General features: G+C 59.0%; 20 protein-coding genes. 5 read left to right on the forward strand and 15 right to left on the reverse strand.

The annotated features are described in order from the left end of the window. Position 1 precedes the first annotated feature (1 nt). From QA639_RS29520 to asnB (QA639_RS29575), 12 genes are all read right to left on the reverse strand, one after another. A complete protein-coding gene (locus QA639_RS29520; protein ID WP_157343038.1) occupies positions 2 to 2,539 on the reverse strand; it encodes a GNAT family N-acetyltransferase in 2,538 nt (845 codons plus the stop codon). Continuing rightward, on the reverse strand, positions 2,536 to 3,366 hold the full coding sequence (locus tag QA639_RS29525) for a class I SAM-dependent methyltransferase (protein ID WP_157343037.1): 831 nt from the start codon (positions 3,364 to 3,366) through the stop codon (positions 2,536 to 2,538). The genes QA639_RS29520 and QA639_RS29525 overlap by 4 nt, the downstream gene beginning before the upstream one ends. Further along, the gene (locus tag QA639_RS29530; protein ID WP_157343036.1) at positions 3,366 to 4,685 is read right to left on the reverse strand and encodes an ABC transporter ATP-binding protein; all 1,320 of its coding nucleotides are present in this window, start codon (positions 4,683 to 4,685) and stop codon (positions 3,366 to 3,368) included. The genes QA639_RS29525 and QA639_RS29530 overlap by 1 nt, the downstream gene beginning before the upstream one ends. Further along, positions 4,669 to 5,532, reverse strand: coding sequence for an ABC transporter permease (locus tag QA639_RS29535; protein ID WP_157343035.1), 864 nt, complete (start codon positions 5,530 to 5,532; stop codon positions 4,669 to 4,671). The genes QA639_RS29530 and QA639_RS29535 overlap by 17 nt, the downstream gene beginning before the upstream one ends. A gap of 27 nt (positions 5,533 to 5,559) precedes the next feature. Then, on the reverse strand, positions 5,560 to 7,431 hold the full coding sequence (asnB, locus tag QA639_RS29540) for an asparagine synthase (glutamine-hydrolyzing) (RefSeq protein ID WP_157343034.1): 1,872 nt from the start codon (positions 7,429 to 7,431) through the stop codon (positions 5,560 to 5,562). A 55-nt stretch (positions 7,432 to 7,486) separates the two neighbouring features. Next, positions 7,487 to 8,482, reverse strand: a complete 996-nt coding sequence (locus QA639_RS29545) for an NAD-dependent epimerase/dehydratase family protein (protein ID WP_157343323.1) — start codon at positions 8,480 to 8,482, stop codon at positions 7,487 to 7,489. 5 nt (positions 8,483 to 8,487) lie between these two features. Beyond that, positions 8,488 to 9,081, reverse strand: coding sequence for an acyltransferase (locus tag QA639_RS29550; protein ID WP_157343033.1), 594 nt, complete (start codon positions 9,079 to 9,081; stop codon positions 8,488 to 8,490). Beyond that, the gene (locus QA639_RS29555) at positions 9,078 to 10,016 is read right to left on the reverse strand and encodes a Gfo/Idh/MocA family oxidoreductase (protein ID WP_157343032.1); all 939 of its coding nucleotides are present in this window, start codon (positions 10,014 to 10,016) and stop codon (positions 9,078 to 9,080) included. Before QA639_RS29555 ends, QA639_RS29550 begins: the two co-directional genes overlap by 4 nt. A gap of 111 nt (positions 10,017 to 10,127) precedes the next feature. Further along, positions 10,128 to 10,637 carry a transcription termination/antitermination protein NusG gene (gene nusG, locus QA639_RS29560; RefSeq protein WP_157343031.1) on the reverse strand — a complete coding sequence of 170 codons (510 nt, stop codon included), beginning with the start codon at positions 10,635 to 10,637 and terminating at the stop codon, positions 10,128 to 10,130. Between the two features lie 5 nt (positions 10,638 to 10,642). After that, complete coding sequence (locus tag QA639_RS29565) at positions 10,643 to 11,281, reverse strand: winged helix-turn-helix transcriptional regulator (RefSeq protein WP_157343030.1); 639 nt, start codon at positions 11,279 to 11,281, stop codon at positions 10,643 to 10,645. Positions 11,282 to 11,416: 135 nt separating this feature from the next. Further along, positions 11,417 to 12,634 carry a glycosyltransferase family 4 protein gene (locus QA639_RS29570; RefSeq protein WP_157343028.1) on the reverse strand — a complete coding sequence of 406 codons (1,218 nt, stop codon included), beginning with the start codon at positions 12,632 to 12,634 and terminating at the stop codon, positions 11,417 to 11,419. 76 nt (positions 12,635 to 12,710) lie between these two features. Further along, positions 12,711 to 14,471, reverse strand: coding sequence for an asparagine synthase (glutamine-hydrolyzing) (asnB, locus tag QA639_RS29575; protein ID WP_283087870.1), 1,761 nt, complete (start codon positions 14,469 to 14,471; stop codon positions 12,711 to 12,713). A 459-nt stretch (positions 14,472 to 14,930) separates the two neighbouring features. Here asnB (QA639_RS29575) and QA639_RS29580 point away from each other — a divergent pair, with 459 nt between their 5' ends. Continuing rightward, the gene (locus tag QA639_RS29580) at positions 14,931 to 16,235 is read left to right on the forward strand and encodes a glycosyltransferase family protein (protein ID WP_157343024.1); all 1,305 of its coding nucleotides are present in this window, start codon (positions 14,931 to 14,933) and stop codon (positions 16,233 to 16,235) included. A gap of 45 nt (positions 16,236 to 16,280) precedes the next feature. Next, on the forward strand, positions 16,281 to 17,426 hold the full coding sequence (locus QA639_RS29585; RefSeq protein ID WP_283087871.1) for a glycosyltransferase: 1,146 nt from the start codon (positions 16,281 to 16,283) through the stop codon (positions 17,424 to 17,426). 86 nt (positions 17,427 to 17,512) lie between these two features. On the opposite strand, the gene QA639_RS29590 is transcribed toward QA639_RS29585, so the two are convergent. Genes QA639_RS29590 through QA639_RS29600 form a run of 3 tightly spaced genes read right to left on the reverse strand, consistent with a single transcriptional unit; the run spans position 17,513 to position 22,903 of the window. Further along, the gene (locus QA639_RS29590; RefSeq protein WP_283087872.1) at positions 17,513 to 20,239 is read right to left on the reverse strand and encodes a carboxypeptidase-like regulatory domain-containing protein; all 2,727 of its coding nucleotides are present in this window, start codon (positions 20,237 to 20,239) and stop codon (positions 17,513 to 17,515) included. Next, a complete protein-coding gene (locus tag QA639_RS29595) occupies positions 20,236 to 22,425 on the reverse strand; it encodes a hypothetical protein (RefSeq protein ID WP_283087873.1) in 2,190 nt (729 codons plus the stop codon). The genes QA639_RS29590 and QA639_RS29595 overlap by 4 nt, the downstream gene beginning before the upstream one ends. 37 nt (positions 22,426 to 22,462) lie before the next feature. Continuing rightward, complete coding sequence (locus tag QA639_RS29600) at positions 22,463 to 22,903, reverse strand: hypothetical protein (protein WP_157345123.1); 441 nt, start codon at positions 22,901 to 22,903, stop codon at positions 22,463 to 22,465. Positions 22,904 to 23,088: 185 nt separating this feature from the next. On the opposite strand from QA639_RS29600, the gene QA639_RS29605 reads away from it, so the two are divergent. The 3 genes from QA639_RS29605 (at position 23,089) to QA639_RS29615 (ending at position 26,546) form a co-directional block, all read left to right on the forward strand. After that, on the forward strand, positions 23,089 to 24,066 hold the full coding sequence (locus QA639_RS29605; protein WP_157345125.1) for a class I SAM-dependent methyltransferase: 978 nt from the start codon (positions 23,089 to 23,091) through the stop codon (positions 24,064 to 24,066). Positions 24,067 to 24,093: 27 nt separating this feature from the next. Then, a complete protein-coding gene (locus tag QA639_RS29610; RefSeq protein WP_157345127.1) occupies positions 24,094 to 25,311 on the forward strand; it encodes an MBOAT family O-acyltransferase in 1,218 nt (405 codons plus the stop codon). Positions 25,312 to 25,427: 116 nt separating this feature from the next. Further along, entirely contained in the window at positions 25,428 to 26,546 is a 1,119-nt protein-coding gene (locus QA639_RS29615; RefSeq protein ID WP_157345129.1) for an SGNH/GDSL hydrolase family protein, read from the forward strand. Positions 26,547 to 26,641: the final 95 nt, after the last annotated feature.

Raw genomic sequence — 26,641 nt, forward strand, 5'->3', positions numbered from 1 at the left:
CTCAGCTGCTCCGTCGGCCCAAAAGCCGCGCCCAGGAGAAAGCCGGCCGCACGCCAGGTTGGCGCTGCTCGGGACGGTTCTCGAACCACGCGAGGCATTCGCTCATCGTCCATGGAACGAATCCGTCGTCGATGACCTTGCGAACGGCGTGATGCATCCCGCGGGTCTTGTCGATATTCTCCGGATGCAGATTGACGACGATCACCCCGGGGACGCCGCTCTTCCGAATATCGTCCGCAAGTCCGAAAATGCAATCCGCCGATTGATCATCATTCCAGCCGTGCACGAACACGATCCCGTCACCGATGGCGGTCAAGATACTCCAGTGATCAGTAAGCGCGTCGTCGAGCAGGAGCCTTGCGGGCAACAGCGAGCCGTTGAGCATGCGACCGTCAAGCCCTGGCAGGTTGGAGCTCCCCTTCACGCCATGCGCATTCCACGGCTTGGCATGCTCCCAATAGCCGTCGTTCAGAAATCCATGATTTCGTACGGTCCGCGTGTCCTCTCCCGTCAGCTGCTTGAACCAGGCCGCCTGTTCCGAGAAGAGCTCGGCATATTTTTGCGGCTCTTCGAGCGCATCGGGATGCAAGCCAAGTTCGACGCGCCCGCGCGACTTGAGTTGCGCCAACGTCTCCGCTGTATGCTTGGTCAGCGGATGAAGAAAATATGTAACCGGCAGCGGGCCGAGCGCTTCCAGTTGCTCAGCATACCGATCGAGCGCGGCTTGATCGTCATCGCCCGTGATGACGATCGCACCTGGCGCTCCATTCGGCAACATCGGAAGCCTGGCCTCACCACACTGGCGCGTCAGCGCGTCCGACAGGACTTCGCACCACCAGTCGGCATGCCGCTCACGCGGAGCCTCTCCGGCAAGCTGGCCTTCAAAGAGATAATTCGGCCGCTCACCAGCAAAGCCCCACATCGCATCCGTAGGCCGCTTGCTGGCGGCCACAGGATCGCCCTGGCGATACCGGACAAGGTCCGAAACGATATCGGTGCCGGCGAATATTATCGACCCGCCGGCGGAGGTGCGCAGGCCGAGCCAGGCCACCCGCCCCTCGTCATCGGTGACGACAGGTACGCCTCCCGCCGCCACAAACCGCATATACGAGTGAAGTGTCCGTAGCCTTTTCCACGGCTTCTGCCCCGCCATTTCGGCCTGCAGGACCCGCGGAGAATCAACGGCTCTTGCTTCCGACCTGACGGTGAATGCCTTCGCAAACCCAACAGCCGGCAAGACGGCAACGACGGACCCGCCGCGACCCAGAACGTCAGATGCTCGGCTCACGTCTTCGCTCTGAGGACGATACAGAACCAAGGGCCTGCCGTCCGGCGACGCCGAAGCACCAGCAAATCCGAAAATGCGCAGCAAGTGGGCAACAAATTCGCCGCCGGCACGCGCGGACACAGAAGACTCCGCGGCGCGATGGCCTACGCCTCTGAGGTTCTCTTCCAACGCCAGCAGGTCCCGACGGTATCTCTCCGGGCGACGAAACATGCTTCCCTGAATGATCGGCAGCGACGTCGAGCCGAACTTCGTCTTGAAGTACGATACTTTCGAAATCGGCCAGTCTCGCGGCACTTCCGGAAACCACGGCCCCAGACGGTACGTTCGAAATCCGGCACGCTTGGCCCACAACATCGCATTCCAATGCAGCAAATCGTTGGGACGAAGCTTCAGAGCATCAGATCGGGCAGCTCCGGCCATAAAATGCACGGCCATCTTGTCGCTGAGCACAATCAATCCGGCTAGCCGCGCAGCTCCTTCGCGTGCGAAGAGCAGATGCGCTCGGCCCTGCGCGAAAAAGCCGTCAAAGACCGCTTCGTAGTAAGACACCGGCGGCAGCGCCTCTCCCGTCCGGACGGCCGACTCTTCGGCTATTTCCAGGTAGTCCTTCAAAGACGATCGATCCGTGGCGACTTCGAACGCGAGGTCCGCCTTGAGCGCCTTCCGAACTGCCCTCCGGCACCCTTCGTCCAAATTCGAAAACAGATCGTCTTCGGACGGGTCGAGATCGACTAATTGATCGGCATTGACCGTCGACAGACCTGGGAAAGGGCTCATTCCATTTGGACCGAACGCAACTCCCAACTGGAATCCGAAATCTGTCACCCAAAAAGGAATTTCCTCACGCGAGGCCGCACGATTGCTCGGCGCGAGATTGTGCGAGTTGAGCTGGATCCGATCTACGTCGTACAGCTCGGCCAGTCGAAATATCTCGTCCATCGCCGCGGTGCGAAGCGCTTTCCTGATGCCGCGGTCGATCCGCCCGCTCGTTGCCAAGCCGGTATGACGATGGATTCCCGAATGCAGAAGGCGCTCACCAAACGGCGTACCGGTCCCATCGCTCAGGTACAACGGCTGAATACCGACGATCTCGTCGTTGTCGATCAGCGCAAACGACAGGTTCGCGTCGACAAAGAAACGCTCTTCGATCGAGACCCACGCGGTATCATGGTTCAACCAGGCCTCGGGCGAAGACGCCGCCAGCGAGTTCCAGCGACCACGATCGACGTCGCGAAATCCGACGATTTTCATTTGGCGACAAAAATCACGTTGAAGCGCGTGCCGAAATAGGGATTGCGCGGGTGGATGTCGACAATCTCTGTCTCGACCCGAAGTCGCTTTCCGAGATCGATGAAGTCTTCCTTGAGGAAGTCATACGATACGATTTCCGGTTTGACCTGCGCGGTGACCGCGTCTTTGGAAAATCCAAGATAGGTTGCAACCTTGGCCAGGGAATTGAGCTTCCGTTGCTTGACCATGGTTTCCAGCGGCGGCCGGGCCGCCAGCTGTGCGCCGAATCCAGCCGCCAGTTGAGCTGCGATCTGCTGAGACTGTTCAAGTTTGCTCCGATCAGGCACGGAGCCGACGAGAACGCGCCCGCCAGGGCGCACGATCCGAAGCATCTCTCGAATGATCCGTTCGCCGGTCCGGAACTTCGGAAAGTTCGAGAACACATCATAGCAAAAGGCGGCGTCAAACTCGCGGTCACCGAACTGCAAATTCTCCCCGGTGGCCTGGTGGAAGTCGGCATTATGGAGCTCGAGCCGTCGCGCAACGCCGAGCGGGGTCTCCGCCAGATCGACGCCGACATACTTGCCCACGTTCGGCGCAACGAGCAGCGCGAGAAGACCAGCTGCGCATCCCACCTCCAGAACCTTGCTGTTCTGGTCGAGCTGCATCAGACTCAAAATGTGCGATTTGAGATCGGAAAGCAGGTCCTCGTCGGTCCAGAGAAACGGATTTCTGCCGGCGACGTAACAGAGGTCATCCAGCGTTGGCTTCTCCGATATCTGCCGTGCACGAAGCTCGAAGAACGCCTCGAGCTTTTCCTGCCAATCACCATCTGTCATCGTCGTCATCAGCTTCGCTCGATACGGCAGGTGAATTTCGGATCATAAAGATAGTTGAAGTGCCATAGAGAGTTGCGCGACACCGAGAACTGCGCCGCCTTCTCCACATAGTGCAGGATGGCTTCCGCCCCCTTGGGCAACATGTGCCGGCATAGAGCGGCAGAAATGTAATATTGCCCTTCGCCAAGAGCGAGCTCGGGCACTTCGTAGATGACGCTTCCGCGTTCCGGCAGACCATCGTCCCCATCGAGGAACAGGCCACCGTCGTACCCCTCAATTCCGGTAACCGCCTGAAGGCGCGCGGTATCGATCCGCAAACTTGCGTAGATTTGCTTGTGCTCGGAGAAGCCCGCCCACGACACCCGGATACGGAGCGGCTGCCCATTCCTGACAACACCGATCGGCTTGCCTTCGATGTCGATCACCTCGACGGAACTGATTTGCAGGGTGCCGCCGCCGAGCTCGTATTTTCCGGTTTCGGCCGTGCTTTCGACCGACTGGCTCAGCTTCTTGGTTTCCCTGAGATTGCGCGCTTCCTCGATATCCCAAACGCTCTGCTCATAGGCCTTGCTGACGCGCTGGGCGTTTCCGTGCATCAGCACCCGCCCCTTATCGATCCAGATCGCCTCGTCGCACAGCTCACTGATCAACCCGCTCGAGTGCGAAACGAACAGGACGGTGGCACCGCTTTCGCAGATCTGACGAACTCGCTTCATGCACTTGTTGACAAATGCGGTATCGCCCGCCGCGAGCGCCTCATCGACGATGAATATCTCGGGATCGACGCTGATCGCCGTGGCAAACGTGAGCCGCGCCTGCATGCCGCTCGAGTAGGTCCGGAACGGCTGGTCGATCACCTCGGCAAGCTCGCTGAAATCAATGATCCAGGGAACCTTCGCCTCGATTTCCGCTCGCGTCATGCCCAAGCACATGCCGCCAAGGACGATGTTGTCGCGACCCGACACATCCGGATGAAAACCAGTCCCCAATTCCAGGATCGCGGACAACCGTCCCGCCACTTCGACCCGGCCGGTCGAGGCGTCCAGCAGTCCGGCGATGATCTTCAGGAGGGTGCTCTTGCCCGCTCCATTCGGCCCGATGATGCCGACCACGCGTCCGCGCAACACTTCGAAGGAAACATTTTGGATCGCCCAGTGCTCGTGGTGCCGAGGCTTTCCGGTGATGATCTCCTTCAGGAAATCCAACGGCTGCTGATAGAGCCGATAGGCCTTGCCCAGATCGGTGACCCGAATGGCGCACTGCGGCTCCGATGACCCGGCAAGCGGAATCAGTTCGCCGGCTTCCAGATCGTCAGAGAGCATTGCCATAGTACGGTTTCAGCTTTTCGAACATGCGGTATCCGAGCCCCAAACTGAGCAGCGCGAACAGGACGGTCACCGCCCAGGCGTAGGGATGTCTGAACGAACCGAAGAAGAGAACGTCCTGGTAGACCCAGACCACGTAACTGAAAGGATTCGAATAGATCAGCGGACGGAGGGCACGCGGCATCCAGTCGGGGAGGTATACTGTCGGCATCAAATACATCGCGATCGAGGTGAAGACCGTAACGATCTCGCGCAGATCGCGGAAGAACGGGGTGATTGCGGACAGGGCGAAGCTCAATCCGATCGCCAGGATTGCGTGGATGGCGAATACGACCGGCAGCAGCAGCAGCATCCAGCTGAGGCCACCCACATGAGCCTTATAGAGGATGACGAGCCCGAGGGCCGGCAGATGAGGAATCGTCGCGGCAATGGTTGCCGCGATTGGGAGCAGCTCGATCGGAAACACGACCTGCTTGACGAGGTTTGCACTCCCGATCAGCGCTCCGGGCCCGCGCACCAGCGCAGCCTGAAGCATCAGCCACGGAACCAGACTGGCGAGGATGTAGGCAGAGTAATCGCCAGGAAAATCCGCGGTGATTGACAGCTTGCTGCCTAGGACAAAGCCAAAGATGAGCAGGTACGTTCCAACGACAACGAGCGGGTGTATGAAAACCCACAAGGCGCCAAACCCGTGCCGGGCATGCGCAGCGCTCAGGTCACGATCGACCATCTCGCGCAACAGCTCGCGATATCGCGTGATCTGATTGATCGTAGTCCATAACGCCTGAGAGTTGCGGTATGGCGATAGGCCAACCCGAACCCACCTTGCCGCCGGGAAGAGACCGTTCATCTTCAGCGCGCTCCCATCTGTGCGTGCCTAAAAGCTGCTTTCCATGATCTGCTCGAGATTGAGCAAGGACCAGATCAGCAGCCGCCTGTTTTCCCGCCCTTCCAGATGTTCATCGACCAACGAGCGAACGGTCTTTCGGTCGACCAGGTCGTAGATGCGGGCAGTGTTGCTGAAGAGCCTCCGCTTGACGTACTCGATGCTCTCGCCCTTGAACCAGCTGGCATCCGGCGCGGAGAAGCCCTGCTTCTCGCGCTCCGCAACTTCGTCGGGAATATGCCGGCTCATCATCTTCCGCAAGATCAGCTTGCCGTCCTTCGTGCGCTCGTAATAGCGCTGCGCCTTTCCGCCAGGCTCGTTCTCATTCAGGCTGATGACCTCGGTCAGATTGCCGAGCTTCATCTTGGCAGGCAGCTTCATGGCGAAATCGACAAGATCATTGTCGAGAAACGGTACCCTGCTCTCGAGCCCATGCGCCATGGCCAGCTTGTCCTCGACGACAAGCAGGCCATTCAGAAACGTCTTGGCCTCGAAGTAGAGCGAGTGATTGACGTAGTCCTCGGGCCGCCGCAGCTCGGAGGCGTGCTCCTTGAACACGCCTCTGAAAATATCGATCGGCGAGGTCTGCCTGGCCTCATTCCATACAGGTCCGAGCAGGCTCGGCATCGTTCCGCTGGGAACCATGCGCTGCCAGAATCCAAAATACTTCTCGATATAATGATCAAAATCATCGTTCACGACGGCACGGTAGTAACGCCACGGGTATCCGGCGAAGAGCTCGTCTCCCCCGGTCCCGGTCAAGACCACCTTGCCAAATTTGGAAGCGAGTTTCGCCGCGTAGAAATTGGGATAGGACTGGCCGACGCGCGGTTCTTCCAGATGCCATGCAAGCCGGGGTAGTGCACGCTCCATGTCGCCGGCCTTCAGGACCATTTCGTAGTGCTCGGTCTTGAACAGGTACGACATATGCTCGGCCTTCGTCCGCTCGTCGTATCCAAGTTCGACACCCGAGGCCGAGTTGAGATCGAAGCCGACGGTAAACGTCCGCATGAACGGCAGTTGGCTCGACGCAAGCGCCGTGATTGAACCGGAATCCATGCCGCCGGAAAGATAGCTCCCTACCTCGACATCGCTCACAAGCTGCCGGTTGACCGCTTGCCTGAACAGACGATCGAGCTCGTCGGTCGCCTCATTCTCATCGACCGCGTACTCGGGTTCCTCGAAATGAAAATCCCAATATTGCACCGGCTCGACGGTCCTGCTTCCCTGCGAAATCTGCAAATAGCAGCCGGCCGGCAGCAGCTTCACGCCGGTAAAGAGTGTTCGCTCCGCGAAGAAGTTTTGAAAGCTCAGATATTCCGACAATCCGCTGATGTCGACCCGCGGCTTGTACTCCGAAAATGCCCGAAAAGCCTTGTGCTCGGAGGCGAAGACGAAGGTCTGCCCAAGTTCGGCATAGTAAAGCGGCTTTACGCCGAAGCGATCCCGGGCCAACGTGAGCTTCCGCTCATGATTGTCCCAAATCGCAAAAGCGAACATACCGTTGAACTTGAGAAGCGCTCCAAGGCCCCACTCGGCGAAGGCATGCAGCAACACCTCGCTGTCACCGGAAGAGTTGAAAACGTGGCCCCTGGCCGAAAGCTCGACCTTCAACTCCTTGAAGTTGTAGATCTCACCATTGTAGGTCAGCACAAATCGGCCGTCGCGCATCTCCATCGGCTGCCGCGATGCGTCTGTCAGATCGATGATCGACAGCCGACGATGACCGAGCCCAACGGGACCGTTGCAGTAATGGCCTTCGCCGTCGGGCCCGCGATGGGCAATGATGTCTGTCATTGCCGTCAACGTGGTGATTGAAGCGGGCCGCCCGTCGCGGTGCAGAATTCCGGCTATGCCACACATGTGATTTTGGCCGATCTATTCCATGATGTCGGATGCAAGCTCAGATCTGAACCTTTCAGATCTGAGCCTTGGCACGACGCTGATCGACCTGATCGATATGGCTTCTGCGCCAGTCGATCAGTCGCCGCAGCCCTTCGTCGAGGTCGATCGACGCGGTGAAGCCGATTTCCTCCTGCGCCCGCTTCGGCGATCCGATCCGGTTGCGCACGAGCGTGGCTTGGCTGCGCGGCGCATAGTTGATCGGCTGATTGGAGCCGGTGAGGTTCAGGAGCTTTTCGGCAATCTGCTTCAGCGAGGTCCGCTGCCCTGTACCGACATTGTAGAAGCGATCCGTCGCACTCGCACCCATTGCGCAAAGATTGGCTCGCGCGCAATCCTCCACCGCGACGAAATCGAAGGCTTCCGATCCATCGCCGAGAATCGTGGGCCCTTCTCCCTTATCGATGGCATCGAGCATCTTCATGATGACTGCGATGTAGGCGCCACGATAATCCTGACGCGGGCCGTACACGTTCATGTAGCGAAGCCCGACATAGTCGAGGCCATACCGGAAGTGGTAGGCGCGAGCCATCGCCTCGCCGCAGATCTTCGTGGCACCATAGAAATTCTTGTTGTTGAAAGGATGATCTTCCGTCATCGGCTCCTCAACGGCGTCGCCATACACCGACGCCGAAGATGACCAGACCAGCCGCTTGACACCGTTGCGCACACATCCGTCCAGGACGTTGAACATTCCGTTGACGTTGACGTCAAAGGCCGTTCGCGGGAATTCGTGACACTGTAGCAGCCAAAGCGCAGCGAACTGAAACACCCCCTCCGCTCCCTTCAGGGCCGCATCGAGGATATCGGTCTGCGTGATATCGCCGCCAGCCTCGAAAATCTTGACGCGGGGATCGCGCAGAGCGCCCGCAAGGTTTTCATGCGTGCCGCGTACAAAATTATCGTAGATGACGATCTCGCCGACATCAGTCTGCGTCAGTTGATCGACCGCATGCGACCCAATCAGCCCGGCCCCCCCGATAACGACAACCCTCTTTCCGCGAATGTCCATTTTCTTCAACCCTCGACTTCCACCAGCGCTTCATTATGAAGCTCATAACGACGATGAGTGCGTGGGCAGACCAGATCGCTGCCCAGCCGCTCGCCTGCTCTACTCATCCAGCCAATTCGTCGGGCAGGATTGCCCGCCATCAGCGCGAACGACGGAACGTCCTTCGTGACCACCGCACCGGCTCCGATGAAGCAATATTCGCCCAACGAATGCCCGCAGACGATGGTGGCATTGGCGCCGATGCTTACGCCGCGCCCGATCGGCGTCCTGCGAAACTCATCTTTCCGCGAAACGTCGGCGCGCGGATTGTTGACATTCGTGAAGACGCAGCTCGGACCGCAAAACACGTCGTCCGCAAGCTCGACGCCGTCATAGATCGAGACGTTGTTCTGGATCTTGCAGCCGTTTCCGATCCTGACATTGGGGCCGATCATCACGTTCTGGCCGATCGAGCAATTCTCGCCGATCACCGTGCGCGACAGAATATGGCAGAAATGCCAGACCTTGGTGCCGCGGCCGAGCACGGCGCCGTCGTCGACGTAGCTCGACTGATGGATCAGCGCGCCAGGAAAGCGCGGATCCTCGCGCATCTCGTTCATTTGTGCATCGCCTTCTGGGCAAAGGCGTGAACGCCATTGCTTCGAACAATCGGCGCGTTGCGAAACGTGGAAACGATATCGATCGAGGGGCGAACTTCGTCCAACCTGAATCCCCGGCCGGCGATGATTTCCTCATAGCTTCGCGTGTGCAGATCGGTGAAGCCTTCGGAAAATTCGACCTCCTCGCCGTCGACCGTGATGGAGCGATAAGTCGTCTTCTTGCCTTTCACACTTTCCGGCAGGTCGTTGCGGTCCAGAGACAGGAACCAACTGACATCGGCGCGCTCGCATTCCAGTGAGCCCGCCGCCCTCTCCGCCGCACGCAGGTGCGCCTCGTTGCGGCTGGCGGGCCCGAACACAAAGCTCAACATATCGAAGAAGTGCACGCCGATATTAGTAGCTACGCCACCAGATCTCTCCTCCGCGCCTTTCCAGGAGGTGTGATACCAGCGCCCGCGCGATGTGATGTAGGTGAGCTCGACCTTGTGACGCTTCTGTGAATTCGCGAAGCGATTCCGAAGGGCGATGATCGCCGGATGCAGGCGCAATTGCAGAATGGTGGAGATGCGCCGGCCGGTATCGCGCTCAATGGCCGCCAGCCCGTCGATGTCGCCGGGATTGAGAACCAGTGGCTTTTCGCAGATGGCATCGACCCCGGAACGAAGCGCAAATCGGCAATGCGCGTCGTGAAGGTAGTTCGGCGAGCAGATCGTCATGTAGTCGATCTTCTTGCCATCGCGCTGCAACGCACCGACGTGACGATCGAACAACTCGAATTCCGTAAAGAACTCCGCGTCGGGAAAATGGCTATCCATGATTCCCACGGAGTCATTGGGATCGTAGGCTAACGCAAGCTTTCCGCCAGTATCGGCCATCGCCCGCATATGCCGCGGCGCGATATAGCCGGCAGCGCCGATCAATGCGTAAGTCGTCATTGGGCCCTCTCGAACTTTTCGCTTGCTTCAGGCAAGCTACCGCACTCGGGGTGAATCGAATGTCACGCCCAAGCCAAACATGTCCATGACGCCTGCCGGCAGCAGACGCACTTACGCCGCAGCGATCAGTTCCGTCCCGACAAGAACACGAACCTCGCGTCCCAGTAGGTTCAAGAGAACCGCAACGCGGTGGTGATCGCTGGCGTCTTCAACGAGCGCCAGGCTGTCGACGAACGCACCTTCGACAATTCGCACCTTATCCCCTGGCGAGAAAGCCGGCCTGCGCGCAAGCGTGATGAAGCCGGCCTCGTCCTCGCGCGCCTTCAAGGCATCGACGGCGCCGTTTTGCACCACGGCGGGCCGATCTCCCACGCACACAAGATGTGACACGCCGAGCGTCGATTGAATGGCGCGCCACCGCTGAGCCGCGAGATCGATTCCGACAAAAAGATAACGCGGAAACAATGGGCGCGGCACAGTCTCCACCTTCCTGGCATGACTGCGGCGCTTCAGATACCGGGGGAAATAGATGGAAAACCCCTGTCGCCCGAGGTTGGCGGCCGCCTTTGCTTCAGCATTGACTTGCGTCTGGACGACGTACCAGCGGGTGCCGAGTTCCATGACCGTCACGTCCCTAGCGACTGCTTTGGATGCAAGCCCAGCAGATCAGGCGCAAGGACTTTCTCCGCCCCGAAGTTGCTGACTGCGTTGTCGAATACACTTCGCGCTGCGGTCAAATGCGTCACAACAACTGCATCAATCGGCTCGCCCACCAACGCATAGGACGAAACTACCTTGACCCCAACGAACCGGGTCGCGTTTGCATCAGGGTCGACAATCGCAAGGATCGAGACCGGCCCATCGACCGCGCACAGGATCGCGATTTCACAAAGGTCCGATTGTCCGGCAAGCACAACCCGCCTGAAGCCACGCGCCTGCGCACGCTCAAACAGCCTACCGTATTCCTCCTTCGCCTTGCGGAAGAGCGAAAAGGAGTCCGACAGAAATTGGACGGTTAGTCGCGATTTCTCGGAGAAGCCCTGCGGCGTGAGGTAGTAGGCATATCGCCGCGCGGGCGCCTGACCGACCTTGACGAAGCCCTTCTTGATCGCCCGCTTCAGGTAAGCGTTAACGAGGCCGAGGGCGACGCCCAATTCGGCTGCGATACGTCGCTGCGATTGCGCGCCGTCCGCCTCGAGGGACGTGAGCAGCCCAAGCACAAGCCGATCACTGTCATTCTCATCCGTCGGTAGAATGCCCGCCATTACGCCTATCCCCACTGGCGGCTGATTAGCGCGTTCACCCCATGAACGTCAAGCAAATTCGTTCACGCCATGAACACGGCAACCTACTGATTAGAAAAGGAATTCCTCTAATCGATGCGTCACGATGGTCACACTTCAAGCCCGATCATTTGGATTGTCTAGATATTGCGCCGCAAGGGCTGAATAGCTGTAGCGCCGCGCGACCGCCACCCGGTCGCCCCGCGGACGCGACGGACCGTCCAGGGCAGTGCGCAGGGACGCGGCAAGCGCATCCGGATCGTCCGGCGCGCATCGTGCGGTCACCAAATCCTCGAGTCCGGCGATCGCTCGCTCTTCGCAGGCCATGACGCTGCGCGGCGCGAAGAGGCAATAGTCGAACAGCTTGTTGGGGCTGATGCCATGGTGGTAGAGCGCGTTCTTGTGGAAGGCAACGACCGCGCAGTCGGCAGCGTGCAGCATGCCATGCACGACCGCTCGATCGACTTCATTACGAAACTCTACATTGGCAAGCGAGGCCGCGCGCTGTCTCAACGCGTCGCGCGAAGTGCCTGAACCGATCATTACGAAATAGATCTCGGAGTTTGTTTTGCCGAGAATGGCAGCCGCATCGAGAATGGCCTCCACGGCGTTCGGGGGACCCATGCCGCCAGCGTAAAGGACGACTCGCTTGCCCTGTTGCTTCAGCAGATTAATGCGGTCGATCAACGGGTGCTTCAAGTTCTCGATCGTCAACGCGCTCTGTATTTCGTCGTCGGACACTCCATTGGGAATCCACGAGAACTTGCCGGCCGGCAAGCCACGCGCCCGCATATGGGCTTCTGCCCCGGCCAGCAGACAAATCACGCGATCTGCCGCACGATAGGCGGAGCGCTCCTTCCAGCCGAGCACCTTCATCAGGGGATGCCAGGCTGGGGTCATTCCAAGCGCCACGATGCTCTCTGGCCAGAGGTCGCGAATCTCCACCCAGAACCTGGCATCGAACTGTCTCGCAATCTGATGCGCCGCCGAGATGAAGAACAGGTGTGGACTCGACGCAATCATCAGACCCGGTTTACCGAACTGCGCGGCGATTGCAGCCGCAGCTGAGCGGAAGGCAGGCCCAAAGCTCAGGTTGTTCCGAAGTCGCCCCAGGCTGCCATTGCTATAGCGCGGTGTGTCGAGAAACCAGTAGTCGACGTCATTGATCCGTTGCGGCCCAGGAACGCGCGGCTGCCTGTGCAGATGATGGAAGGCGGCGCTGACGACCACCACCTGATGCCCCATCTTTCCCCAGGCGTCCGCCAACCAGAACGGACGATAGTGGCGCCCCAAGCTCGGCCCTCCGGCAAAGGGATGCAGCAGCCAAATGTTCATAAGTCCGCCCGGAGAAAATCCGCCGACGGATCGACAACCGTCGGCAGCAACGATGACATCCAGGAACCATCAGGGCTCATGGAGCTTCGACCCGAAAGCGCTCACCCCAGAGCGCGACGCAATAAAGCCTCCAGCGCATTCCGAGGTCGAGCCGATGAAATTTCCTCTTGAGCTTCGGCATGTCGACATAGCGGGCCAAAAGCTCGCTTGCGATCACCTTGTCATACATTGTGGCCGAGTGTCGGGTGAGCCATATCTGGTCGGGGGCAGCAAAACCAATCTTGTCCCTCCGCCAGCTGATGCTGGCCGGCAGAAGATCGTTCATGGCTGCGCGGAGAGGCCATTTTGCCCAACCCTTGTTCAACTTGATGCGCGTTGGAAGAGCCAGAGCAAACTCGACGAAGCGATAGTCAATAAACGGAAGTCGCGTTTCGATACCGAACCTCATGGAGTTCTTGTCTTCGAAACGTAGCAGCATGGGTAGATTGGTTTCGGTAATCTCCAGCACTTGCATGCCCTGCGCATCCCTCGTCTTGGCCGCAAAGCGGTGAAGCGGTTCGGGCAAGTCGGGCTTCTTCAGGAAAGCATAGCGCAAGCGATAATAGGCAGCACGTATGCGCGCCGAACTGGCACCAAACAAATACATCAGCAATCGCGCACGTGAAATACCCGTGCGCGTGGCGGCGCCAAATGCGGATAAAAATCCACGGACGCCGCCGCTGCCAAGATGGTCGAGCAGCCAGGCAGCATAGTAGCGATGGTACCCCAACAAGGTTTCGTCACCGCCCTGGCCGTCGAGCAGCACGATGATACCATTCGATCGCGCGGTCTTCATTACCTCATACTGCATCATGATCGAAGGGCCTGCGAACGGCTCCTCCTGGACCTCGAGCAACGTCTCCGCCGTCGACGCGAAATCCTGGTAGGTTGGCTTGGCTCGCAGCCAGTTCAACTCCGCGCTTTCCGCGACCTCCGCCGCGTACGCCTCTTCGTTGTTGCTCGCCTGCTCACTCACGGCAGTGATGGCAAAGAAGCGCTCATTGGAGCCTGACGCATAGCGTCGCGCGGCCAGCGCCGCGACGCTCGAACTATCCAGCCCCCCCGACAAGCAGGTTCCGACACGAACATCCGAACGCAGACGCAGACGCGTCGCGTCGTCAAGCAGCTCCCGCAGCAATCTCGCTGCATTGCCCTCGTCCGCCACGGTCAAACCCGGAGCAAGCGAATAATAGCGCTCGATTTCGACTTGACCTGTCTTCACGTCGACGCGCATCCGATGCCCGGGAGCCAGCTTCTCGACGCCTTTGAAGAAAGTCCGATTGGTATGGTCGGTCATGCCGCAAACAAGGAAATCGTTGATCAGATCATCATCCGCGATCGGGCGTTCGATCAACGGAAGAAGCTGGCGGATCTCCGAGCCAAACGCGAACTGCGTCGCCGTGTTGACATAGTAGAACGGCTTTACGCCGAACCGGTCGCGGGCGCAAAATAACGTGTTGTCGCGTTCGTCGTGGATCGCAAACGACCACATGCCATTGAAATGTTCGAGGCACTCCGTGCCCCAGCAGATATAGGCTGTCAGCAGAACCTCGGTGTCCGAGGCCGAGTGGAAGTTGTATCCGAGAGCCTCGAGCTCAGTGCGGAGCTCTATATAGTTGTAGATCTCACCATTATACGTGATCCAGACGGGAAGCCGCTTGTCACGCATCGGCTGTGCGCCATCATCGGTCAGATCGATGATGGCCAGTCGCCGGTGTCCCAACCCGACATTCCCGTTGACCCTTACTCCCCGCCCATCCGGACCGCGGTGGGCAACGAGATCGGTCAGCTGGTCCACTTGGCGGGCATCGACGGGCCCGGTCTTATCTACGAGGCCAAATATGCCGCACACGAAATGCCTATCCAGATTGATTCGATGGCGGAGCCCGGTATAACCGCAGCGTCAGAATATGTGCGCATTTGGAACGAGTTGGCGCTGTCTTAGCCTGTTCATGTACTGAACGTCAACGTTCCCGGACCAACCGAAGGCTGTTTCCTGCGCTGCTGAAACTCGAGATAACGATGGTCGGCCGCCGCAGCTCCTCCATCGCCTGCGGGGGCTAGGCCGAACGGCACCCAGAATTCGTTTTCGCAGAGCGGCTGATAAGGTAAGCAGCGGGTTGGCCATGAAAATTGACCGGAAGTGCAAGCTGCATCGCACGACCAATTTCGAGTACAGCCCTCGCATAGCCGCTTCGAACTAGACCTGTGCTAAAAGCTCCTGGCTGGCGTTGAGTTGTCATCCATCGGATCCCGAGTGAACAAGATTGACCCAATCCGACCGACGTCCCTGAAGGAAGGCACCCTTCCCTCCAACGACGTCGAAGCTCTCCGGCCAAATCAATCTGCTATCGCAGGTCTCGCCACTCGCGCGCTCGTTGGCGCGGCTCGGCGCGCCACCGAGAAGCGTCTTGCGAAGGGAAAGGTGCGCACCTTGTGGGCTTCCACTCCGATCCTCACCTTGCCGCTTCTCGCGCGCTGCGATCGAATGTTGGGGTTTCGCTCGTCGTCGCTTGTATTCAACACGTACTATGTAACCAGGTCATTCGACATCAATCTCATCCTGATCGAGGGATTCCTTCGGCTGATGCGTAGCCGAAAAGGTCTTGGCCTGTTTCGCCGCCTAATTCTTGCGTGGGCTCTGCTACGCTTCGATATCTTCAATTACTTCTATGACCGTGGCCTGATGCTGAGCGACGGACGCTATGGCATCAACCCTGAAGAGCTCGATCTCCTCTTCCGGTCGGGAAAGCGATTGTATACCTATGCCTATGGTGCCGACGTCCGAGCAAGGGAATCAACGCTCGAACTCGGCCATCCAAACTTGTGCGAAGAATGCCCGGCCCCGGGCAAATTCTGCGTTTGCTCGACAGAGATGCATAGCTCGTCGATCGACCGGCTGAAGGGCCGTGCGACTGCGCAGATCGCCATGGGGGACATGGTGACGTATGTACCCGGCTGCCGAGATATGCACTACTGGCCGATTGACGCAAGCAAAATGGTCGCAAAGCCGCAAGTCTACAAACCCGGCGACGTGCTGAAAGTGGCACATGCGCCGAACCACGGGCACTTCAAGGGAACTCGGCTTCTGGTCGAGGCGATTGATCGGCTAGTGAAAGAAGGCCAGAAGATCGAGCTGATTTCCGTCCAGGGAGCTCCCAACAAGAAAGTCATCGAGCTTTTTGGTGCATCGCACATTGTTGCGGATCAGTTCGTCGCTGGCTTTCACGGCTATACAGCCCTGGAGGCGATGGCGATGGCCAAGCCGGTTCTGTGCTTTCTGCGTGGAGACCAAATGATGATCGATCCGGCAACCTGTCCGATCATCAACACGCGTCCTGACGAAATCTATGATGTGTTGAAGCGATGCTTGCGGGGTGAACTCGACTTGAATGCCATCGGCAAGGCGGGACGTCGCTATGTCGAAAGACATTACAGCTTGCAGGCGGTCGCGGCGAGGCTCGGAAGGCTCTATTGTGAAACCGCCGATCTTCCCGGGGATCTGCAGGCAAGCCTAACGAAGCAAGTCGGCGAGTTCGCTAAACATGATCATGACTCCTAGTCTCTGCAGCCGTCGCCCCCGCTCAGTTGGCCTGAATGCGCGCCTATGAAAATCCTGCACGGGCCAGTCAATGTTGGGAATCAGCCTTGGGTGTTGTCCCGCGCCGAACGGCAGCTGGGCGCGTCCAGCGACGTCGTCGTTCGAAACGACACGTGGCTCGGATACTCGGCGGATCGGGTGCTATCTGCAAAGAACACGGGATTTCTTCAGACGGCCATTCGCAGCACGTCGTTCGGTCTAACGAGCCAATGGCGCTACGATGTTCTTCATTTCTATTTTGGACAGACTTTTCTGTCGCCAGGCTTTCCGCTTTCTGCACCTGGATCGTTGCTTTCCGGGGCATCGCGACTAACGGACGTGGTCAACAGGCTGTCAGCTGTGGACCTGCATGTCGCGCGCCTGTTCAACAAGAAGCTGTTCATGACGCTGCAAGGTTGTGACGTCCGGCTGGCGGGCGAAGGCAACGTGCGGAACGAATGGACGATGTGTGCCCCGCAACATTGCGAGCTGTATCAGAGATGTACGGATGCGCTCGACCATCGACGCCACTTCCTGATCGAAAAGGTCCTGCCGCTATTCGATCGGGTCTTCTATCTTAACCCGGAGCTTGGACACATCGTACCGCATGGTCGGTTTCTGCCTTATTCGAATGTCGAGATCGAGAAGTTCGACGTTGCACTGCCTGCCAAGCAAGGGCGGCCGAAGATCGTTCATGCTCCAACTGCCGGACGGATCAAGGGAACACCGATGATCCTGAGCGCCCTCGAACAGTTGCGATCGCGGTACGACTTCGACCTCGTTCTTGTCGAAAAAACGAGTCATGAGCGAGCGCTCGAGATCTATCGGTCGGCAGATCTCGCAATCGACCAGGTGCTAGCTGGCTGGTACGGAGGATTCGCGGTCGAGATGATGGCGATGGGAAAGCCGGTCGCATGCTATATCAGAGAAGAAGACATGGCTTTCGTTCCAGACGCTATCAAGCGCGAATTGCCCGTCTACAGGTTGAACCCGGGAAACCTTGTAGAAGCCATTGCCTCCGTTCTTGATCGACGATCTGAGTGGCCGATCCGTGGCCAGGCATCGCGGCTCTATGTCGAGCGGTGGCACAACCCGAAGCTAATCGCCAAGGCTATGCTTAGTGCGTACGAAGATCCCAACAGCGCCTTCGAATTGATCTCGAACGCCAGTTAAGGCAGGCAGTTCAACTGCACCAGAACACTCCAATGGTGAAGGGCTCCTCGCCCGACACATCAGACAGCCGACATTGGCCGCGGCCGCTACCGCTCTTGCGCCAAAAGCTCCGGCATCGTTTCGCAAGCTTGTTCAGCGTTGGTGACGGTGTTGAATGGAGACAGCGACGATTTCTTCGAGAGGTGCTGGCTTTCCCCTAACTCAATGTCGAGCTCGGCCTCGTCCTTGCCGATCTCGATGCGGCGCCCCTGCCTTGGGAAGCACTGCCGCGAGCCCAGTTGAGCACGGATGCTCACGATCTTCCCATTCGGTTGACCCGGGAAGAAATAGTACCCGTCTTGATCGGTCGCGGTGGTGGTGGTGTGTCCGGATTCTGTCGCCACTCGAACTTCCACTCCCGGCGCCGGCATCCAGCCGTCCAGGGTGACGCGGCCCGCGATCAATTTGGTGCCATCCGGAGCCTGACCGTTTCCGGAGGGCCGCAAGGCCCTGAAATTTTGCACGTCGAGCATCGTGCCGGCAGGCGCGTTCGTCAGCGACACCCTCACCTCCTTGACCCTTCCGAGCGGGAGGCCTGGCCGACGCCAGTCGTCGCCCTCGTCGATGAACTTGGACCACGCCAGCTGTGTCACGTCGAGCGTATGCGATACCCACTCGTCGAGCTTCTTCAAACGCGGAACGGACCACGTGCTGGATGACATGCGCCGATCCGGCGCCTGACCTTCCAGAATGGAAACCGTGCCGCCGTCCTGCATCAGCAGTTCGATCTTGAAACGGGATTCAAGACAGCCCGCGCTATTCTTGCTCATACAATGCTTGCGCACGGCAAGCTGCAGGTGGCTCGTGTTCCAGAGGTCGAGCCTCCAGGGCTTGATAACGACGCCTGCGCCGCCGGCTTGATCGGTTCCAAGGCTGACGTGGGAATTGGCTTCCGATAGGTCAGTAAATTGACCGGATATGGCTTCGACGCGTGCGCGGTCCTTCAAAGAAACTCGGCCGATGATCGGGGTCGGCACCTGATCGTCGACCAATGTGATCGACGTCCTGCCGGTTTCATCCGGCGGGTTGCGAGTAAATGATTGCGTCTCCTTCCCACCGATCCTCACCGAGGCACGCTCGACGTCCGGAACGTAAACTGTGAGCCCGTGAAGGTCGCGCGTGCCGGCCCGCAGATCGGGCCAGGTTGTTTGCGTGACCGGATCTGTCCACGGCGTGATCGAGACCGTGGACCCGTCAACGACCAGGTGAGGGACGATGTTGGAATGCATCACCTGGTAACGAACCCATGTGCTCGCCGGAGGCGACCAGACGCGCCGGCCGGTACCGATCGAGCCATCGAAGTCATAGACATAGTTGGCGAACCGCCGCATCCATTTCCGAACGGCCGGCGTCACCGCCTCCTCCGGCGAGGCTCGAAAAACCGCGGTTCCGTCTTCGGAGCCGAAATGGGTGTAAATCAAGCCTTTCACTTTCTTGCCCCGGTTGATCGACTGAAGGTGAGAGGCAATCAGCATTGCGAGGGCATTGCCCTGCGACACGTTGCAGTTCGGCCCGCAATAGAGCTCCTTCCTCTCGCCCTCGGGGATATCCGAGAGCGAGACTCGCGCCGACGCATCAAACTTGTCTTCGCTACTGGTGTCCAATTGCGGCGGTGACGCGCGGGGCAGATTATAGAGCTGCTCGTAAGTCGACGAGAGCGGCAGGAGCCCGTGCTGGACTTCGGGTCCGTCAGGAAGAGCGAAAATGTCCTTCCCATCGGCAGGAAAATAGGACCAGACCGCGAGCACACCAAGCTTCCTCAAAAGGTCGGAATGGTAGGCATGGCTTTGCTTCTGGTCAGCCAGCGGGGCATGCGTATCGACGAGGGCGGGATTGTCGAACGCAACAAACTTCGCAACCTGTCCCGGAACGCCGAAGTCCTGAATAAGCGTGTTGCCGCCATGGGACGTCAGAATTGCAGGGCGAACGTTCCAAGCTTCCAGCCACGGCATTTCGGATAGTACCGTGTACCGGCTGAAGTGATCACGCTCTACTCTGGTGAGGGAAACGGCACATCCGGTCGCGCAGGACGGTGCGATAAACTCGATCCGGTCGATCGCCATCGGATCGACAGGCCGCGTCACGCTGTTGGATTGCAGCGGGACGATCACCTCGACGATCCAGCCGAGCGATCCGACTTCAAATTGAATCCTTTGTCCGCGAACGACGTCTCCTGGACCAAAAATGGTCGATCGACCTTGGCTGTCGTGCAACATGATCGAAAGGTCGGCGGGCGGAGCCGCGGAGAAGTAGAATCTCACGTTGCGGCTCGGCTGAGGCGGCAGGCCGGCAGAAGACATACTCAGGCTCGATCGTGCCGCGGACAGGGAAAGCGGCGGCTGGATCTCCGTTCGAAACGGTAACGGACTGTCCTCGTGCCAGCTGTGAAAATGGTCGATGTTTCCGCGATGCCACTCCCGCAGAAGCAGGGCAAAAGTGGGCTCTGAGCCGATGCCCGAGGGATATCGATTCAGCTGTCCCGGGCCGACAAAAAATGCCGAAATTTCCTCACGACCTTGCGGCCAAAGCGAATCCGATATCGTCAAACCGAGTTCTTCATTGAAGAAGCGGTGAATGGCAGCGCCGTGCCAGGGACGAAGCGCGTCGGTATCTGCGGCAAAGCTGACGATATGCGAGAACGGGTACGGCAACACGCGAACCGGAGTATCCGGTTTCCCGTCATCAGCAGCAAACGCCGATGCCGGGCCGAGCGCACCACATCCGAGCGCTACAATCAGGCGCAAGACAATCAGATAGGCGCCCGGCTTTATCATCTCGACGTATCGGAAAGGATCTTGGTCAATGGCGCCGTCAGCTCCTGTGCAAGCCACTGATGTCCGAGCTTCGAGTAATGCCCATCGTATTGGAACGTCAGCAGCCTCGGCACTTCCCCGTATTTCTCGGAGAAGTTGGGGTTCACGCAGGTGTATCCGTTCTTGGCGCAGTACTCTGTTACATTTCTGACAAAGCCCTTTGCGCCCGCGGCAACTTTGGTGCCGTCGGCCAAGGTCAGCGTGATCTCACAATTGTTTCGGCACTGCGCCTGATCAACGCCGGTATGGAATATGAAATTCTGACCGGGATGGTGCTTCTCGATATAGGAGACGATTTCAGTCCAGTACTGGAACGCCTCCTTGCCGGGTTGCGGCATGACATCGAAAGGCACGGTCAACGTCGTGCCGAATGGAATTCCCTTGACGTATTCCGGCAGCGTCGGCTTGACGGTGAAAACCGCAAAAACCGGTGAAGCGGTCCGGAAGGTCAATGCACCGCTCGCATCATGGAGAAAATTCGGAAGCGGGCTGTTCTCCGGATCGAATCCCAATCCATCGCGGAGCATCGTTGGGCTGACCTGGGAGACCAGTCCCGCAAGTACCGATACCAAAGTGCCCTGAACTCCGAACTTCGACGTATAGTCTCGAATTCTGGGATAGTTCGTACCGATGTCGCCATTGTCGGTCGCAGCGGAGATCACCTCGACACATCGATGCAAGGCGATGCCGAGACTTTCCTCGAGAAGAATATTGATCTTTTCGAAGGGGCGGACCTGAAGGGCAACCATATCGCTGCCGCCCGTGCTGGCAAGACGGACGCAGTTATCGGGATTGTCGAAAAAGCGGTCGCGATCGACGTAACCCTGATTGTTCACGAATGTGGTCGAATCGTACTCCTGGACCGTGCCGGCGCCTGGCCAGTATTGCCGGCTATGCGGTTCGTAGAATGCGGCATACGGAGACGGCTTGCGGGCGCCTATGAACTTCGCGCGCGCTGAATCAGGGGCATGGCCGTCCTCGTTGACGTAGATCGGACGCACGTCAATGACGAGATCGTTGCGATCGTAGGATGGAACAAACCATCGACCGAGTGTTGCGGAATGCTCGAACTCTTCGCGTCTTAGACGAAGGGATACCGGTTTCGTCGGATCCACCGCGGTGAAGGCGAAGGCACCGTCCGCCGCGAGCACTCCTTTTCTCGTGGCGCCGGATTCCTCCAACAATTCGATCGAAGTGTTCGGCGCAATGGCACCCCCGACGACCTTGCCCGCCAAGGCGACGCCGTTGCTGGTTGGCGCCGGCGCCGGCCGAACGAGAGCGAGCGTCTGAAAGCGCATGGTCGTTCCGGCCGCACCATCGACCTTCACGAACCATTGCGAGATCGCCTTCGTCTGACCGTTTCGGAGGTTCAGTAGCAGGTTGGGAGGTAACGGGACGGTCACCTGGCTCCCGGACAGCTTTATGTCTCCGACCACCTGCGCATTGTTGGCACGCGTGACGATGTCGTCGAGAAGAACCGGCGGAAGCAAACCTGCCGGCTCCGAGGTCTTGGCAGGCAGGTCCACCACCCAGGCAAGAGATTGTCCGTCATTGAGAATGAATCCGACCGTCAGCTTGCCTGTCGTCGGAGGGGCCGCGAACTTGATCTGTAAATGGGTAGCGTCCCTCGCCGGAGTGAAGTCGGGTGACCAGATCAGCCACGCCTGTCCATGGGTGATCTCGAAATCCGCCTCGGTGACGCTGATTGGGCCAGAGCGTCTTTCGCGAAAACTACCGCCGTATATCTCGAAGAGTCCGTTCTTGCGATAGGGCCCCACGGCATCAAGCATCGCAAAAACCGGTGCGCCTCGCCCGCGATACTCACTCGCATCCGGCGCATGCTCGACGAGCGTGCCTCCGGCGCCAGCCAGCAGCGACTCCAGCGTCGCGACGCGCGCGGACAATTGGTGAAGCTCAATCTCCGCCTTCTTGTCGAAGGCCGATTGCGTTGGAGCAGGCGGAGGGGGCGGCGGAGGCGGCGGAGGTGGGGGAATTTCCGGCTTGGGCGGGTTGCGTTCAGCCAACATGCGATCAACTCGCTGATTGATGTATCTGCGCGTCTTCTCGACTGTTGCCGCTATGCCGCCGCAAATCGCGACGACCAAGATGACACCAGCGACCGTTCTTCTAAGCTTCGAACTCGTCATGTTGAGCAGGTGATGTCCCAGGGAAAGACCTGAAGGCCTATGGGCTGAAGGAGAGCTTGTCTTCTGTTAGCACGACCTCGTCGCCCTTCTTCTCGAAGGCGATGGTGCCGTACCGCTTCATGCCGTCGAACTTGGCGCGGTTGTACTCATCCATGCTTTCGACCGAGATCAAATAAACCACGACTTTTGGGCTTGAGCTGAACTCGGGTTGCGCCAGATAATCCTTGGCGTAGCGAGCGGCGGTGGCCCTGATGAGATCCGAAGCCTCCGCACCGGATTTTTGCAGATCGCCGAGGTTCGGCTTCAAGTCCAACACGAGGATGAGGCGGGCGTCCTTAGCCGCCGCCACCCGGTGTTCTTTCTCTACTACAAGTGGCGCGGCGGCCGCGAAGGCGGAGGAAATTCCTGCCAACGACAGTGTCCCCATGATAACGGCCTGGTGCAGCAGACCAAATGCGCTTGGGAAGCGGCTTTTCATGTTGCGGCCCTTGACTTTGGGGCTATCTGGCTGAGCTTTTTGGCTCCGTCAAGCTATCAATTGGCCGACGGCATCCGAGATGCCCTCCGGCCCGGCCGTCGAGAAGAATTATCCCAATTCAAGGCCTTGCACGGACAAGCCCGGCTATGTCAGAAGGGCGATGTTTTCAACCAAAGGGTGGTCAAGTGACTGGTTCCACGGACATCGTGCGGCGGTCTAGAATCGCAGAGATCGATATTGCTGCGTATCCCTACCTTTCAGCACTGGTTGAGCGACAGATTGCCGCGTGGCCCCAGCACGAGGCCACCCTGGCGACCAGTCTCGGCAACAGGTCGGCCGAGGTCATGCGCGACACCGAGGCATCGTCGCAGCTCGTCACCAAGATCGCGCTGCATCACTTCGGGACCATCGACAAGATTTGCCACGACTACCGGTACTTCTGCGAGAACATGATCCTGGAAGCCGAATTGTTCTTCCGGCGCAATGGACGCTATGAGCGCTCCAAATTCAGCGAGGCCGTTCGCGACGTCTACTCGAAGCCCGACGTCATGGAAAAATACATGAACGGGCTGCTGCTGTCGGGCGTGTTCTGGCACAACCATGCCTGCGCGCTGACCTTCTATCGGAGCCAGTTCCTGCCGATGCTCCCGGAAGGATACCGTCATCTTGAGGTGGGGCCCGGCCATGGCGCGCTGCTCTATCTGACGGCAACGGACCCTCGGTCTGGCTCGATCGTGGGCTGGGACGTCAGCGAAGGCGCCATCGCGGCCACGCGGCGCACGCTGGAAGTGATCGGCGTCAGTGACGAGGTCGAGCTGGTCCGGCAGGACATGTTCGACGCCCCCGATCAACGCGACAGCTTCGACAGCATCGTCGTGAGCGAGTTGCTTGAGCACCTTGAGGACCCGCTCAAGGCCCTGCGGTCTCTCATCCGCTATCTGAAGCCCGGCGGAAGGATCCTCGTGAACATGCCCGCCAACAGCCCTGCTCCCGATCATCTCTACCTCATCGACAAGCCGTCGGAGATGATCGACCTCATGACGTCCGCGGGTTTTGAGATCGAGAAGAGCGAGTTGTTCCCGATGACCGGCTATCGCCTCGAGCGCTGCCTGAAGGACCGCCTGACGATCAATTGCGTGGCTGTTGGACGGCGGCCCCGCTAGGGACTCGTTGCGTCGAGAAGGGATGCCATGCTTTTCCAATCAGCGGCCGCCGTCGTTAGCGGGCCCTCCCTGAACAGCTTCGAGTTTCTGTACATATCGGCGGCCGCCATCATCATCTGCTGCGCCGTTAATCTGCAGATGGCGCGCAGTGTCGCCCTGCTGCTGCTGAGCTTCGCATTCTTCATCAGCTTCGGATTCGATCCGGCGTCGATCATCGTCCTGGCCGGCTTCCTTGCCGTTTCATACGGGATCGGCCTGTTTCGCAAGCAACGCGGCGCGCGCTTTACCATGGAAGCGCAGCTGCTCGCCGTAGCGTTGCTCTGGATCTTCCTGTTTCTCGCGCGAGACCCTCGGCTGTTGGGAGGGGCCAACCCGTTCCATTACATGCCGGTCCACATCATCGGCATTTCCTACATGGTGTTCCGTTGCGTGAGCTACCTGATGGAAGTGGAATTCATCGAAAGGCCGAGCTTCCTTCGGTTCTGCACCTACGTCCTGTTCTTTCCTGCATTGCTGGCCGGCCCGATCGAGCGTTATCGGAGCTTTGAGCAGCAGCTGGCATCTCCCGTCTTCGATTCCAAGGCAGTCATTCCTGCGCTTCATCGCATCGCCAACGGGATGATCAAGAAGTTCGTCATCGCCGACAATCTCTCGGCGTTCGGCATCTTTTCATTCGACAATGCCACGCAAATGTCGGGGCCGATGTTGTGGGTCGGGGCCCTGGCTCAGCTTGGCCTGATCTATCTCGATTTTAGCGGCTATTGCGACATCGTGATCGGCACGGCCTCGCTGATGGGCTTCCGGTTGATTGAAAACTTCAATCGTCCGTTCGATTCAACGACGATCCAGGAATTCTGGAATCGGTGGCATATTTCGCTCAGCACGCTCGTCAGGGACTATGTCTTCACGCCACTCAACTTCATTGTCATCAAGAAGGCGCCACGCCGCATTCAGTTTGCCCTGATTTCGGCCGTTTACTTCCTCTCGATGATCCTGATCGCGCTTTGGCATGGGGTGACGTGGGGCTTTCTGGCCTTCGGCACGGTTCACGGCGGAGCCCTGGTTGCGAGCCAGCTCGTCCGCAAATATGTCGGCGTCAAGAAGGGGCCGGTCGCCACCGGGCCTTCGATCTACCTCCGCCGCTTTCTCGTCTACGCATTCGTCTCGACAACGCTGATCCTTTGGCTCAAGTCCTACTCGGAGTGGGGCGCGATCTACGGCAAGATGCTGGGGCTATATCCATGACATTGGGACGCGACGACATTCTCAAGATCGTGTGGCTGGCCGCGAAGATCGCCATCATCGTGCTGCTATCGAACACCGGCCAGGCGCTGTTCGTCTACCAGAATTTCTGAGCGCTGATGGTTGAAGCTCCAAAAACAAAGGGATACCGAGGCAAAGACGTCCTCTCGCGTTTGGGAGTGACGGTTGCCGCGCTGGTCGCGATACTGGCCTGCCTGGATGTGGTCTTGCGCGTGGCCGCCCCAGCCAGCGGCATCTTTCAGACAACGATCGACGTCCAGTCACCGGCAGCTCTTTATGCCAAGCTCGAGGAGTTTCGGAAATTTGACGGAGTGAAGGTTGCCGTTCTGGGCGATTCCCTGATCTTCGGCCGGGCCATGCGGGACAAAGGCGATACCGCCTGGCAGGCGCACACCCTGTCGAGCCAGTTGCAGAATTGGCTTGCCGAAAAGCATCCCGGTCAAAAGGTACTCGTCGCCAACTTCGGCATGAACGGAACGCTTCCGACCGATCTTGAGAACCTTGTGCGCATCGTGCTGCCCTCGAAGCCGGATGCCATCGTGTTCGATCTGAGCCTGCGGTCCTTCTCCCGGGATTTCGATCGTGAAGGCGAAACCAGAACCCGTCTCTGGTTGGACACTCTGTCGGTGGATGCCAACGGTACCTATTCCACCGGCAAGGGGACTAGCGGAATTACCGGATGGAGCCACGACGCCCTCGTCAACTGGTGGTTTCTGTACCGGTCTCGCGACTTTCTCCAAGCCCTGTGGTTCGACGGCAGTCCCTTCAACTTCCTGATGGGCCTGCGCGATGCAGCGGACAAGCGACTGCAAGGCTCGACCGGGGCCACGGGCGACGAGCTTGGCGATGTCGTGCTCCTGATGCGCGCACGGGCGCGGTACGAGAAGATCGATCTGGCCCCCGATAACCCACAGCGACAAGCCCTGGATCGGATCCTGCGCCGCGTGTCGGAGGCAAAGCAGCCCACGCTGATCTTCTACGCGACCGAGAACCCCAAAGTATTGCCCGACCTGCTTCCGCAGCAAAAGTTCGCCGAACTCCAGGCTCAACTTGTGCAAATCATCTCGCCGCGTCCTCCGGATCGAGTTTACGTTGGGCCGCTCGCTACCCTTCCAGCGTCCGAATTCCTCGATCACGTCCATCTCGACAAGGCCGGCTACGCGCAACTGAGCGCGGAACTGGGCCCGCCCCTGGACGCCATGATCGGCAGGCGGTGAGGGAGCCTTGTGAATGCCGGTGCCATCTGCTAGTTCTCGCGCCGAAAAGGCGGATTTTACGGGGCTTGCTTTGCAATTTCGACGCCGCCGACTCA

It is taken from the genome of Bradyrhizobium pachyrhizi (assembly GCF_029714545.1).
Classification (GTDB): Bacteria; Pseudomonadota; Alphaproteobacteria; order Rhizobiales; family Xanthobacteraceae; genus Bradyrhizobium; species Bradyrhizobium pachyrhizi.

Bases quoted from the DNA above. Each gene is read 5' to 3' on its own strand.
- asnB (WP_157343034.1), bottom strand. From the start codon at position 7,431: ATGTGTGGCATAGCCGGAATTCTGCACCGCGACGGGCGGCCCGCTTCA.
- QA639_RS29610 (WP_157345127.1), top strand. From the start codon at position 24,094: ATGCTTTTCCAATCAGCGGCCGCCGTCGTTAGCGGGCCCTCCCTGAAC.
- QA639_RS29595 (WP_283087873.1), bottom strand. From the start codon at position 22,425: ATGACGAGTTCGAAGCTTAGAAGAACGGTCGCTGGTGTCATCTTGGTC.
- QA639_RS29555 (WP_157343032.1), bottom strand. From the start codon at position 10,016: ATGACGACTTACGCATTGATCGGCGCTGCCGGCTATATCGCGCCGCGG.
- QA639_RS29530 (WP_157343036.1), bottom strand. From the start codon at position 4,685: ATGGCAATGCTCTCTGACGATCTGGAAGCCGGCGAACTGATTCCGCTT.
- QA639_RS29550 (WP_157343033.1), bottom strand. From the start codon at position 9,081: ATGAACGAGATGCGCGAGGATCCGCGCTTTCCTGGCGCGCTGATCCAT.
- QA639_RS29535 (WP_157343035.1), bottom strand. From the start codon at position 5,532: ATGAACGGTCTCTTCCCGGCGGCAAGGTGGGTTCGGGTTGGCCTATCG.
- QA639_RS29615 (WP_157345129.1), top strand. From the start codon at position 25,428: ATGGTTGAAGCTCCAAAAACAAAGGGATACCGAGGCAAAGACGTCCTC.
- QA639_RS29600 (WP_157345123.1), bottom strand. From the start codon at position 22,903: ATGAAAAGCCGCTTCCCAAGCGCATTTGGTCTGCTGCACCAGGCCGTT.
- QA639_RS29520 (WP_157343038.1), bottom strand. From the start codon at position 2,539: ATGAAAATCGTCGGATTTCGCGACGTCGATCGTGGTCGCTGGAACTCG.
- QA639_RS29525 (WP_157343037.1), bottom strand. From the start codon at position 3,366: ATGACGACGATGACAGATGGTGATTGGCAGGAAAAGCTCGAGGCGTTC.
- QA639_RS29590 (WP_283087872.1), bottom strand. From the start codon at position 20,239: ATGATAAAGCCGGGCGCCTATCTGATTGTCTTGCGCCTGATTGTAGCG.
- QA639_RS29545 (WP_157343323.1), bottom strand. From the start codon at position 8,482: ATGGACATTCGCGGAAAGAGGGTTGTCGTTATCGGGGGGGCCGGGCTG.
- QA639_RS29570 (WP_157343028.1), bottom strand. From the start codon at position 12,634: ATGAACATTTGGCTGCTGCATCCCTTTGCCGGAGGGCCGAGCTTGGGG.
- QA639_RS29565 (WP_157343030.1), bottom strand. From the start codon at position 11,281: ATGGCGGGCATTCTACCGACGGATGAGAATGACAGTGATCGGCTTGTG.
- nusG (WP_157343031.1), bottom strand. From the start codon at position 10,637: ATGGAACTCGGCACCCGCTGGTACGTCGTCCAGACGCAAGTCAATGCT.
- QA639_RS29585 (WP_283087871.1), top strand. From the start codon at position 16,281: ATGAAAATCCTGCACGGGCCAGTCAATGTTGGGAATCAGCCTTGGGTG.